The sequence below is a fragment of the Marinobacter halophilus genome, assembly GCF_003007685.1.
Taxonomy (GTDB): Bacteria; Pseudomonadota; Gammaproteobacteria; order Pseudomonadales; family Oleiphilaceae; genus Marinobacter; species Marinobacter halophilus.
The window spans coordinates 510,295-522,510 of record NZ_PXNN01000003.1; the positions used below are offsets into that span (position 1 = coordinate 510,295).

Consider the following 12,216-nt stretch of genomic DNA (forward strand, 5'->3'; position numbering starts at 1 on the left):
TTCTTTATCGTAATGCCAGGAACTTACTTGCCGGCAACAAACTCCGGATAGGCTTCCATACCACACTCGGACAGGTCGACACCTTCGTACTCGTCTTCCTCGGCGACCCGGATGCCAATGACGGCCTTCAGGATGCTCCAGACGATCAGGCTGGTCACAAATACCCATACGAAGATGGTCAGCGCGCCGATGATCTGGCCACTGAAGCTGGCGTCGCCGTTGGTGATCGGCACCAGCAGCAGGCCAAGCAAGCCGCACACGCCGTGAACGGAGATGGCACCGACGGGGTCGTCAATGCGCAGCTTGTCCAGGGTTACGATGCTTACCACCACCAGCAGACCGCCAAACGCACCGAAGATGGTCGCCAGCAGCGGAGTTGGTGTGTCCGGACCGGCAGTGATGGTCACCAGACCGGCCAGAGCGCCGTTCAGCAGCATGGTCAGATCCGCTTTGCCGAACATTAGGCGGGCAAGGATCAGGGCGGCCAGGCCGCCACCTGCGGCTGCAGCGTTGGTGTTCATGAACACGATAGCAACGTCGTTGGCAGACTCTGCTGAAGCTGTCGCCAGCACCGAGCCACCGTTGAAGCCGAACCAGCCCATCCACAGAATGAACGTGCCCAGTGTGGCCAGCGGCAGGTTGGCACCCGGAATGGCGCGGATCTCACCGTTCGGGCCGTATTTGCCTTTACGGGCACCCAGCAAAAGGACACCGGCCAAGGCGGCCGACGCACCGGCCATGTGAACGATACCGGAGCCGGCAAAGTCACTGAAGCCAAGGTCGCCGAGATTGTACATGCCGAAGACAGCGACGCCGCCCCAGGTCCATGCGCCTTCCATCGGGTAGATGAAACCGGTCATCACCACCGCGAACAGCAGGAATGCCCACAGTTTCATACGCTCTGCGACGGCACCGGATACGATGGACATGGCCGTGGCCACGAACACCACCTGGAAGAAGAAGTCAGCGGATGGGGCGTAAGTTGATGCTGCCTCATAGGTGAAACCTTCTTCGACGCCGATATCAGTGATACCGCTGAGGAAGATGCCACCTTCGTACATGATGGCGTAGCCGCAGACCATGTACATGGTGCAGGCAACGGCGTACAGGGCAACGTTTTTGGTCAGAATTTCAGTGGTGTTTTTGGCGCGAACAAGGCCGGATTCGAGCATGGCAAAGCCAGCGGCCATCCACATGACCAATGCGCCACAAACGAGGAAGTAAAACGTATCTAATGCAAACTGTATCTCAAAGACAGTGCTTTCCATCGGAGGACCTCCGCACAAGGCTCTTCAGTTTATAAGTTTTTGCGTTGGCTATTTGCCGTGTCAGTCTGGTGTCAGACTGCTTCTTCGCCGGTCTCGCCCGTCCGGATACGGATGGCCTGTTCCAGTTCAGTCACAAAGATTTTGCCGTCACCGATCTTTCCGGTATTGGCCGCCTTGGTGATGGATTCGATGACCTGGTCCAGCAAGTTGTCACCGATGGCTACTTCCACCTTGACCTTGGGCAGGAAATCCACCACGTATTCCGCGCCACGGTACAGTTCTGTGTGGCCTTTTTGCCGTCCGAAGCCTTTAACTTCAGTGACGGTTACGCCTTGTACGCCAATCTCGGATAGTGCCTCACGGACATCATCCAATTTGAAAGGCTTGATGATCGCTGTCACAAGTTTCATTGCTTTCTCCTTGGTAAAGCCGTCCCAACAGTGGGGGCCCGCCGGCCAGTTGTTGAGTTCGGGATGCTGCCTTCTCGCACATCAATTGTGCGGATTGCGTACGAGGGCTATAGCATCGGGTGTGCCAACGCAAAAAAAACCACTAAAAACAGTCTGTTATATATTGCTCGCGCCAGAATGGCGCAATATGCTGCACCATAATGAGGCGCTGCGCCCGGTATTGTCTCAAAACAGAGCATGGCCCGGACATCTGGCGACCCTCATTATAATGCCGATCGGGTACAGTATGGCAGGGGCTGCGGTGTGATACACTCCCGTAACTATCGTTAGCGGCATGGCCAATGGTCTGATAACGCCGGTAAACTGACTTTTACAGAGGTGTCGCATGAAAGGTCCACAGGATTTTCTGGCTCAGTTGCAGGGGCAGTTTGGCCAGTTTGTTCCCGACATGGCGCGGGCCGCCCGGGATGATTTTGAAACCCAGGCCAGAGCGACCGTCATGTCGGTGATGTCGAAACTTGAACTGGTTACCCGTGAAGAGTTCGATGCCCAGCAGGCGGTATTGATGAAAACCCGCGAAAAGGTCGAGGCGCTTGAAAAGCGTGTTGCCGAGTTGGAACAACAACGTCAGTCGTGACCTGCTGACCGGGTCGTAGCGCAGGATGCGCTCACTGACTTTTGAAAAAACGCGTTGCCAAGGAAGGTTGTCATGCTTGCTGTTGTCCACTCCCGCGCCAGTGTTGGCGTGTCTGCCCCGGTAGTGACTGTTGAAGTGCACTTGTCCGGTGGCCTGCCAGCGCTTTCAATTGTTGGCTTGCCCGAAACCGGCGTGCGCGAAAGCAAGGACCGGGTTCGCAGTGCTCTGCTGAATGCCGGCTTCGAGTTCCCTGCCCGTCGAATTACCATCAATCTTGCCCCTGCCGATTTACCCAAAGAAGGCGGCCGTTTTGACCTGCCGATTGCTCTTGGCATTCTGGCCGCCTCTGGCCAGATTCCGGGCGAAAGCCTCAAAGATCTTGAGTTCATCGGTGAGCTATCCCTTGATGGTGCTTTGCGCCCTTTGAAAGGCGTGCTGCCAGCGGTATTGGCGGCACGGCAAGCGGGTCGCTCGCTGTTGCTGCCGCAAGATAACGCCGAAGAAGCTGCCCTGGCCAGTAACGGTGATGTGCTGGCGGCAAGTCATATTCTGACGGTGTGTGAGCACCTGGCGGGTCGGGCCCGATTGGTGCCGCTGGTGCGGGCGGATTCGGCCGCCGACGCAGATCCGGCTGCCGATACTGCGGACCTGGCTGACGTTCGCGGCCAGCAAGTGCCCCGTCGGGCGCTGGAAGTGGCCGCTGCGGGAGCTCACAACCTGCTTTTTTTCGGTCCGCCGGGCACCGGTAAAAGCATGCTGGCCAGCCGGTTGCCCGGTATTTTGCCGGCATTGGACGACACCTCCGCCATGGAAGTGGCCAGTATTCACTCCGTTGCCGGGCTGCCGCTCAAGTCCGGCGGCTGGCGCCGGCCGCCGTTCCGGGCGCCGCACCATACGGCCTCGGCGGTGGCGCTGGTCGGCGGTGGCAGCAGTCCCCGGCCTGGTGAAATCTCCCTGGCGCATCGGGGCGTGTTGTTCCTGGATGAACTGCCGGAATTTGAACGTCGGGTGCTGGAAGTGTTGCGCGAGCCCATGGAAACCGGCGAGATCGCCATCAGCCGTGCGGCCCGGCAAGTCACCTTTCCGGCCCGCTTCCAGGTAGTTGCCGCGATGAATCCTTGCCCCTGTGGCTACAGCGGCCATCCGACCATCGAGTGTCAGTGCACGCCACCGCAAATCATGCGTTACCGATCAAAAATCTCCGGGCCTTTGCTGGATCGTTTTGATCTGCACGTCGAAGTGCCCGTGCAGTCAGGCGCGGTATTATTGGGCGCTGGCGAAGCCGGTGAGGCCAGTGCCAGGGTGCGGGAGCGGGTCCTTCAGGCCAGAACCATGCAGGCGGAGCGAGGTGTGCTGAATGCCAGCCTGGCGGGACGAGCGCTTGATAACGCCTGCCATCTCGATGCTGACAGCGAACGGTTGTTGGCCAGCGCGATGGAAAAGCTGGGTCTGTCGGCCCGGGCTCTGCACCGGATTTTGCGGGTTGCGCGCACACTGGCGGACCTTGACGGCCAGTCGGTGCTTACCCGGAACCATCTGGTCGAGGCGCTGGGCTATCGGCAACTGGATCGCCAGCATGGGCACAATTCGGTTGTCTCCTCCTGAGCCGGCGGACTCTGGTAAACTGATCGGTAACTTCCCGATAATCAAATCCGCAGTGACGGTTGAGGACGACAGATGACTGACCAGAATGAGCCCCAGGACTCCTCCGGAGAAAACCCGGTCACAACCCGTCGTGGTGTGCGCAGTTTTGTGTTGCGCCAGGGCCGGATGACCGAAGGTCAAAAAAAAGCCTATGAGCGTAGTTGGCCCAAGTATGGCCTGAGCCGGGAAAACGGCATGATCGACCCCAGGCAAGTATTTGGCCGGGACAACATGCTCAATCTTGAAATCGGTTTTGGCATGGGCAAATCGCTGGCGGACATGGCCGAAGCGGCCCCGGAACAGGACTTCATCGGTGTTGAAGTGCATTTGCCCGGTGTGGGTGCCCTGCTGAAAGAAGTGGAAGACCGGGGATTAGAAAACGTTCGTGTCTACAGCATCGATGCCAACGACGTGATTGACCTGTGCCTGCCAGATGCCAGCCTGGACCGGGTGATGGTGTTCTTTCCGGACCCATGGCACAAAAAGAAGCATCATAAGCGGCGCCTGGTTCAGCATGAATTTGTACAGCGAATTCGTCATAAATTGCGGGTGGGCGGCATTCTGCACCTGGCGACCGATTGGGAAAACTACGCTGAATACATGATGGAGGTGATGGCGGACTCTGAAGGTTTTGCCAACGTTCAGGAGCAAGGTGGCTTCTCACCGCGGCCGGCGGAACGCCCGATTACCAAGTTTGAGAAACGTGGGGAAAACCTGGGGCACGGCGTTTGGGATCTGTTGTTCTATCGCACCAATTGAAGCTCTTGTCCGGGCACTCGTTCAGGATGAATGACTGAGCGAGTGCCGCCGGGCAGCCCGGATGATCACCAGCCCCGCCACGCCCAGCACAAGCCCGGTAATCTTGATCAGCGCCAGTATGGTGGCGGTCATGCTCATGGAATCGGTGGGCGGAGCCAGGTTGTTCAGCAGTACAATGTTTTCTGCAATGTCACTCACGCCAGCGATCACGAACAGCAGGCGCACCCAGCGAGCCACCATTCGCTCCCGAATGCCTGGCCGGTCGCGGGTGAGGTGTCTGGTCAACTGCAACAAGGCGGCCAGATAGGCCACAATAAACAGGAAGTCTACCCAGAGCGAGAGCTGTGCCCAAAGCAGCCCGCCTTCCCGCCAGCTACGGATAATCGCATAAGATTGCTCGGCAGTACCAGCCAGCTGAAAACTGACCATACCCTGAGGCGCGGAACTTGTTTTCAGGGGTTGGTTTAACGCCATCAACACCAGAAACAGCGCCACTGCTACCGCGATTGAAATTTTCATTGGCAGTCGCATGGCACGGGGCCGGGGTGCCGGAGAGTGCTGAGCTGAGTCCATCAGAGAAAATGTTCCAGCAAACTGTTCAGATAACGCTGACCCTGCTCCGTCGCCTGGATGCGATGGGGGGTTAGCAGGTGTTTGTTACGCAACTGTTGAAGTTGTACCGCAACTGACGACAAGGGTAAACCTGTACGATCAAGGTACATAGCTTCCGTGGTGCCCCGTTTCAGCCTTAAGGCGTTCATCATGAATTCCAGTGGCCGTTCTTCTGGCTCGATGTCTTCGCTGCCGGCCGTTCGGGAGCCGATGCGATTCAGGTACGCCTCCGGCTGCCGGGTTTTCCAGTAACGCCGGATGCGACCGTCCGCCAGGCTGACTTTGCCATGGCCGCCGGCGCCCAGCGCCAGATAATCTCCAAACATCCAGTAGTTGAGATTGTGACGGCTTTCCGAGCCGGGCAGGCTCCAGGCTGACACTTCGTAGTCGTTAAATCCCGAGGCGCGCAGCAAGTTGCCACCCTGCTGATAGATGTCCCAGAGCCGGTCGTCATCCGGCAACTCCGGCGGCCGCGAGAAAAACTCGGTGTTGGGCTCGATGGTTAACTGGTACCAGGACAGGTGGGCTGGCTGGTGGGCGAGGGCCTCGCGCAGGTCCGTCAAGGCCTGTTCCGGAGTCTGGCCGGGCAGGCCATGCATCAGATCGATGTTGAAGTTATCGAACCCGGCCGACCGGGCGGTTTCGATGGCCTGATGCGCCATGGTCTGGTCGTGAATACGGCCCAGCGCAGTCAGCTGCTCGGGTTGAAAACTCTGTACCCCGATCGACAGCCGGTTGATACCCGCCTCACGAAAACGTTCGAAACGGCCGGCTTCCAGGGCGCCCGGATTGGCCTCCAGAGTGATTTCAGCGTCTGCTGAAAAGGCCAGGCGCTGGCGCAGTTGTTCAAAAAGCTTGTGGTAAAACCCTCCACTCATCAGCGAGGGGGTGCCGCCGCCCACAAAGACACTTTTGATTGGGCGCTCACGAACAAAACTGAGATCGTGATCGAGATCTTCCAGGATGGCCTTCAGATAGGCGTCTTCCGGGATGTCACCCTGAATCGCGTGGGAATTGAAGTCACAGTAGGGGCACTTGCGCACGCACCAGGGTACGTGGAGGTAAAGGCTCAGTGGCGGGGACACCGCCACAGGGGCAGTAGATGTCACGTCTCCGCCCGAAGTTGCGCCAGCAAGCTGGCCAGCGCCCGGCCTCGGTGACTGATCTTGCCTTTTTGCTGGCGGGTCAGCTCGGCGGCACTGCAATGGTGTTCCGGTGACAGAAACACCGGATCATAGCCGAAGCCACCGTCACCCCGTGGGCTGGTCAGAATTTGCCCGGGCCAGCGACCATGACAAATGATCGGTGTCGGGTCTTCGGCGTGTCGCAAGTAAACCAGGACACAGTGGAACTGGGCACTGCGCTGGTCTTCGGGTACCTGCTGCATGGCGGCGAGCAGAGCCTGAACATTGTCGCCATCGGTGGCGTTGTCGCCGGCATAACGGGCCGAGCGCACCCCTGGTTGGCCATTCAGGGCATCGACCGCCAGCCCGCTGTCGTCGGCCAATGCCGGCAATCCCGTTGTTCTGGCGGCGTGACGGGCCTTCAGAATGGCATTTTCGACAAAGGTGACCGCGGGCTCTTCTGCCTCGCTGACGCCCAGTTCACCCTGGGCCACCGGTTGCAGGCCCAGCGGGCTGAGCAAGTCGCTGAGCTCAGCAATCTTGCCCTTATTGTTGCTGGCGATGACGAGAGTCTGTTTCATGGCGTCAGTCATTGAACAGGGTGTGTGAAAAGCGGACTTGCAGATCCTGATTATGGCCTGCCGGTCGGGCCTTGAGGTTGAATGTCATCAGGTCGCCAGTGCGATACTGGTACTGGGCAATGAAATAGACCGCGTCGCCTTCCTGAATGCGCCGGAACGCCAGGAAATTTACCTGCTGGATATCGTTGGATACCTGGCCCTCAACCTGACCGCCCACAGGGCGAATCTGGCCGTGTTCTCCTTCAGTCATAATTGAAATGTTGATAATGCCAATACTCCGACTGCGCTGGAGATTGTTGTCTTTGGCGACTTGAGGGTCCAGAAAGGTGCTGGGAAAGACACTCCAATGCACCTGATATTTACCGAAATCCGTTTGACCGGCCTGAGCCTGAGTCAACATGAAGAGGCCGAGGACCAGAGTCAGCAGTTGTGTTATGGAACGAGTGATCATTTTGCGTTCTCCCGTGTGATTCGATAGATGGCAATTTCGCCCAACAGGTTGGGCCACAGTCGTGCCAGCCAGCTGTTCTGGTGCTGGCCGTCGACGACTCGCCGGCTTTTGATCCGAATGCCTTTTTGCCGGCACAACGCCTCAAAATCCTTGAAGGTGCACAACCGGATATTTGGGGTGTTGTACCATTTATACGGCAGTGCCTCTGATTCGGGCATACGACCGCTGAGCGTTAATCCCCAACGTAGCCGCCAGTGAGCAAAATTGGGGAAAGTGACAATGCCTTCACGACCAACCCGCAGCATTTCTTCAATGACCTTGTCCGGGCGGCGAACCGCTTGCAGAGCCTGGGTCATCAGCACCACGTCGAACATACCGTCATCAAAGTTTACCAGGCCCTGGGTGTCCAGGTTCTGTTCGATGACGCTCACACCGCGGCCCATGCAGGTGGTGATGTGGTCCGGGTTGATCTCAAGGCCGAAGCCGGTCGCCCCGCGTTCCCTTTGCAGAAAATCAAGCAAAGTGCCATTGCCACAGCCCAGGTCCAGAACGTGATCACCCGGTTGTACCCACTGCTGAATAATTTCAAGATCGGGTCTCATGCGCCTACCTCCCGTGCAACCCGGTCCAGATAGGCAGTAAAGATATCGGTATAGCGGGGGGTCGGTATCAAAAACGCATCGTGGCCCCAGGGCGCATCGATTTCCGCGTAACTGACTTTTTTGCGAGCCTGAATCATGGCGTTTACCATTTCTTCGGAGCGGGCGGGGGTGAATCGCCAGTCTGTACTGAATGACAGTACCAGAAATTCACATTGCGCGGGCGCTAGCGCCTTGGCCAGATCTCCGCCGGCGGCATACGCCGGGTCGAAATAATCCAGGGCGCGGGTCATCAGCAGATACGTGTTGGCATCAAAACTCTCAGAGAACCGCTCGCCCTGATAACGCAGGTAACTTTCCACCTGAAATTCCGCATCAAAACCGAACTTGTAGGCCTCTTCGCGCAATTCCCGGCCAAACTTTTCACCCATGGAGGCGTCGGATAGGTAAGTGATATGTCCGACCATTCTTGCCAGCATCAAGCCCCGGCGTGGGAGAGTTTCGAAATCCTGGTACCGGCCGTCATGAAACTCCCGGTCAGACGTAATGGCCTGGCGTGCCACTTCGTTGAAGGCGATGTTTTGAGCGCTGAGCCTGGGTGTGGAGGCGATGATCAGCGCGTGCCGTAGGCGCTCCGGGTAGTCCAGGCTCCATTGCAGGGCTTGCATGCCCCCCAGTGAACCGCCAACCACGGCCGCCCATTGCTCGATACCGAGATGGTCAGCTAACCGGGCCTGACTTTTAACCCAGTCTGCCACGGTAATGACCGGGAATTCCGGGCCATAAGGTTTGCCGGTGGCCGGATTGATCGAGCTGGGCCCGGTGCTGCCATGGCAGCCGCCGAGGTTGTTCAGGCTGACCACAAAAAAACGACTGGTGTCGATGGGCTTGCCGGGGCCGATGCAGCTGTCCCACCAGCCTGGTTTGCGTTCTTCCATGGTGCGATAACCGGCCGCATGGTGGTGGCCGCTCAGAGCATGGCAGATCAGAATTGCATTGCTGGCATCCGGATTAAGGGTGCCATAGGTTTCCACCACCAGATCGAAACGTTCCAGGGTCTGGCCGCAGGCCAGCGCTATAGGCTCATCAAAAGGGATGGTTTGAGGGCTAACAAGGCCTACGGAATCCGAGGGCAGGGAATCAGGCATGGGTGTGATGAGTTCCTGGTCCGGTCCACAAGTGTCTGGCCACAGGCCATGAGTTGTGCGGAAGTTCGCGACAACGTTGCAGTTTAAAGGGGGGTGGGGGTTGCTGCAACCGGTGTGTGTTGGTGACGCAGGTTTTCGGGGCCTGGGCGAAGGTCGCCCAGGCCCCGGACGCTCAAACGGCGCCGGAGATATTGACGACTTTCTGCTGGATCATGGTGGGGGCCGGTTTACGGATTTGTCGCATCATGGCGTCGGCCAGCTCCAGCTGCCGCTTCAGGTCGGTAATGGTGTTCTGTAGCCGTTCCCGTTCGGCGCGGCTGTCCCGGTCACTGCGCACCATGTCCCGCAGGCGGCGAATCTGGTGTTCCAGCAGCTGCTTCTGCTCCATGGAGTACTGCATGATCGGCAGCAGAGCCTCCTGCGGCCAGCGTTCGACGTCTTTGCGTACTCTATCGTGCAGGGTGCGGGCCTCGCCAACCATCACGTTGAAGAACCGGCGAACCAGCAGTGACTGCTCGGTGAGCAGATTCTTCGGGCTGATGCGGAAACGCTTGGCCTTTTTGCGAAGCTCCCGGATGGCGATGACGTGACGACCTGCTCGCAACGGAATCGGCTCCAGATGTCTTGCCCGGGTGTCTTCGTTGTATCGGCGATAAATAGCAGCGACCATCTTTTCCGCCAGTCGGCCTTCGGCGAGCAGGTTGCTCAGGTCGCTTTCCAGCAGTTCGAAGAAGTGATCCATGGCCCGGTTCATGCCGGCGGTGGTCCAGCTTTTGGACATCATGTGGCGGACCTTGTCGGCATGGCTTTCAAACCGGTCCTCGGCTACCAGCTTTGTCAGCATGTCGCCTTGGGAGCCCATCAGTCGTCGGGATGAGCGCAGCGTGATCAGTTTCTTGTAATAGAAGTCGTAATCTTTTTGGGCCCGGTCCGCCATCCGGCTCAGTGCCGGTTTGTCCATGGTTGTGCCGGTGCAGGCCTGGCGCTCTTCTTCCAGCGACTCCAGGCGGTATTGCATGGCGGCCTGACTGTTTTGCAACATGCCCAACAGATCGTTGATCAGGTTCTGGGTAATCAGCTGCTCTTTGTGCATCAGAATGCGCTGAATAATCAGATGCTCAAGCTGGCCGATGTTGGAGCGCTGCAACAGCTCGCTATCCTTGCGCACCCGGGCCAGCAAACCCTGCTTGGCTGACAGTGGAATCACATCCTGCTGACGGATACTCAAGTGATCAGCGGTGTAGCTGCGCACCCGTTCGATGGCATCGTTGGTGTGCTGCTCGCCTTGCAGGTCGTCCCACATCACGTCAATCTTGTTCAGCACCGCAAAGCGACCGGCGCGATGATCGGCGTGCTCGGTGTCGATGTGCTCTTTCCAGATGGTCATATCGCTGGCGGTCACGCCGGTGTCGGCGCTCAACACAAAAATGACTGCATGAGCCCGGGGCAGCATGCTGATGGTCAGCTCGGGCTCAGAGCCCAAGGCGTTCAGGCCCGGCGTATCGAGAATGCGAAGGCCCCGTTCGAACATCGGGTGACGAATACTGATCTGGGCGTTTCGCCAAGCGGGCACCAGTACGTTGCCGGGATTGTTGCGATCATGCTCGAGCATGTCTTCGTCGAAACCCAGTTTTCGGGCTTCGTCCGGCGCAACGCTCTTGACCCGGGCAACTTCGGCCAGCACCTCACGCATGATCTCGGGATTACGCTCATCGAGGTCGTGCTTGACCCAGCGCTCCGGCTGTTTGCGCAGTTGCTGCAGAGAGAGCTCGCCGGTCCGGGTCTCGATCGGCAGCAATAGCAGATAATTCTGGTTGGCGCTGCGGTCGTAGAACAGCTCAGTAGGGCACATGGTGGTCCGGCCGGCTTGCGATGGCAGCATGCGCTGGCCGTATTCGGCGAAAAACAGCGCGTTGATCAGCTCGGTTTTGCCTCGTGAGTACTCGCCGACAAAGGCAATGGTCAGCTCATCTTCGATAAGCAGTTCAAGACCATGCCGGATACGAGTACTGACGTCTTCAGAGAATAGATTGTTGTCCTGCAGCCACAACCGATATCGGCCAATTTGCCGGATCAGCTCTTTTTTCCAGTTGTGATAGGCCTCAACCTGCTGCGACAGAGTTCCCTGCTGATTCATTGGATCATCCTTCTGCGCGACTTCCGGGTTCTCTCCCAGGGAGCTTCCGGAGAGTTCCCGGCGTACCTCTGGCTTCCTGAGTTAAATGACGTTAAGGATAGCTTGTTTGTTCAGGCAGTTGCGGTGAGCCAGTCGGTGTTTTACCGCGTGTTCAGCGCCAAAAACAAAAAAAGACTGCAGGATCAATTGGTTGACTCTGCAGCCCTGGTTTTTTTAGAGGCGGGTAAGTCTGTAAAGAAATGTATACTTGTGATGCAGGTTACATTCCCAGGCCAATGGCGCCCAGTCCGGCGGCCAGCTTCATGTGATCAATCATCACCGAAATCACGTTCAGGATCAGAAACACGATGATCGGGGACAGGTCCAGCCCCCCCATTGAAGGCATAATCTTGCGCACCGGACGCATCACGGGTTCGGTGATCTGTGCTACCAGTTGAATGGCCGGATGTCCGCTTTGCGGTGCAATCCAGCTCACCACTACCACGGCAATCACCGACCAGAAGTAGATTTTCACGATCAGGCCAAGCACGTTCAGCACGGCCCAGACCAGCAGGGTCAGCGGATTGATCGCCGGTATGCCACCATTCAAAGCTACCAGAATCAGAAAGAAGGTGATGGCCTGAATGATTATGGCCAGCACCAGGGCGGCACCGTCAATGCCGCCTAATACCGGGATAACCCGGCGCATGGGATGCAAGGGTGGATTGGTAGCTTTCACCACAAACTGGGTGATCGGGTTGTAGAAATCGGCCCGGGCCAGCTGCAACAGAAAGCGCAGCAGTACAATGGTCATGTAAAAGGTGGATGCGATCAGCAAGATCGTAATCACAATATCTGCCAGCATGA

Annotated in this window: 12 protein-coding genes and 1 pseudogene; 3 read left to right on the top strand and 10 right to left on the bottom strand. The window is 57.8% G+C overall.

The window, feature by feature from the left end; translation table 11 throughout:
* Window positions 1–23: 23 nt before the first annotated feature.
* Window positions 24–1,268, bottom strand: a complete 1,245-nt coding sequence (locus tag C7H08_RS02335) for an ammonium transporter (RefSeq protein ID WP_106670135.1) — start codon at window positions 1,266–1,268, stop codon at window positions 24–26.
* Between the two features lie 71 nt (window positions 1,269–1,339).
* A complete protein-coding gene (glnK, locus tag C7H08_RS02340) occupies window positions 1,340–1,678 on the bottom strand; it encodes a P-II family nitrogen regulator (RefSeq protein ID WP_004578958.1) in 339 nt (112 codons plus the stop codon).
* A 385-nt stretch (window positions 1,679–2,063) separates the two neighbouring features.
* Here glnK and C7H08_RS02345 point away from each other — a divergent pair, with 385 nt between their 5' ends.
* The 3 genes from C7H08_RS02345 to trmB all read left to right on the top strand — a co-directional run bounded on the left by C7H08_RS02345 (window position 2,064) and on the right by trmB (window position 4,718).
* Window positions 2,064–2,315, top strand: a complete 252-nt coding sequence (locus C7H08_RS02345; protein WP_106670136.1) for an accessory factor UbiK family protein — start codon at window positions 2,064–2,066, stop codon at window positions 2,313–2,315.
* Between the two features lie 72 nt (window positions 2,316–2,387).
* Window positions 2,388–3,920: a YifB family Mg chelatase-like AAA ATPase gene (locus tag C7H08_RS02350; RefSeq protein ID WP_106670137.1), complete on the top strand. Its 1,533-nt coding sequence runs from the start codon at window positions 2,388–2,390 to the stop codon at window positions 3,918–3,920.
* A gap of 72 nt (window positions 3,921–3,992) precedes the next feature.
* The gene (trmB, locus tag C7H08_RS02355; RefSeq protein ID WP_106670138.1) at window positions 3,993–4,718 is read left to right on the top strand and encodes a tRNA (guanosine(46)-N7)-methyltransferase TrmB; all 726 of its coding nucleotides are present in this window, start codon (window positions 3,993–3,995) and stop codon (window positions 4,716–4,718) included.
* A gap of 21 nt (window positions 4,719–4,739) precedes the next feature.
* Here the strand turns inward: trmB and C7H08_RS02360 are convergent, their stop codons facing one another.
* From C7H08_RS02360 to C7H08_RS02395, 8 genes and pseudogenes are all read right to left on the bottom strand, one after another.
* Window positions 4,740–5,237: a hypothetical protein gene (locus C7H08_RS02360; protein WP_227663228.1), complete on the bottom strand. Its 498-nt coding sequence runs from the start codon at window positions 5,235–5,237 to the stop codon at window positions 4,740–4,742.
* A 53-nt stretch (window positions 5,238–5,290) separates the two neighbouring features.
* Window positions 5,291–6,439 (bottom strand): radical SAM family heme chaperone HemW, encoded by a 1,149-nt coding sequence (gene hemW, locus C7H08_RS02365; RefSeq protein ID WP_106670140.1) that lies wholly within the window; start codon window positions 6,437–6,439, stop codon window positions 5,291–5,293.
* The gene (rdgB, locus tag C7H08_RS02370) at window positions 6,436–7,035 is read right to left on the bottom strand and encodes an RdgB/HAM1 family non-canonical purine NTP pyrophosphatase (protein ID WP_106670255.1); all 600 of its coding nucleotides are present in this window, start codon (window positions 7,033–7,035) and stop codon (window positions 6,436–6,438) included. The genes hemW and rdgB overlap by 4 nt, the downstream gene beginning before the upstream one ends.
* Window positions 7,036–7,039: 4 nt before the next feature.
* Entirely contained in the window at window positions 7,040–7,486 is a 447-nt protein-coding gene (locus C7H08_RS02375) for a DUF4426 domain-containing protein (protein ID WP_106670141.1), read from the bottom strand.
* Window positions 7,483–8,088, bottom strand: a complete 606-nt coding sequence (metW, locus tag C7H08_RS02380) for a methionine biosynthesis protein MetW (RefSeq protein ID WP_106670142.1) — start codon at window positions 8,086–8,088, stop codon at window positions 7,483–7,485. Before metW ends, C7H08_RS02375 begins: the two co-directional genes overlap by 4 nt.
* Complete coding sequence (metX, locus tag C7H08_RS02385) at window positions 8,085–9,233, bottom strand: homoserine O-succinyltransferase MetX (protein ID WP_106670143.1); 1,149 nt, start codon at window positions 9,231–9,233, stop codon at window positions 8,085–8,087. The genes metW and metX overlap by 4 nt, the downstream gene beginning before the upstream one ends.
* 1,327 nt (window positions 9,234–10,560) lie before the next feature.
* Window positions 10,561–11,370 (bottom strand): annotated as a pseudogene (locus tag C7H08_RS18520) (dynamin family protein); the annotation flags it as partial.
* Between the two features lie 259 nt (window positions 11,371–11,629).
* Window positions 11,630–12,214 (bottom strand): YggT family protein, encoded by a 585-nt coding sequence (locus C7H08_RS02395; protein WP_106670145.1) that lies wholly within the window; start codon window positions 12,212–12,214, stop codon window positions 11,630–11,632.
* Window positions 12,215–12,216: the final 2 nt, after the last annotated feature.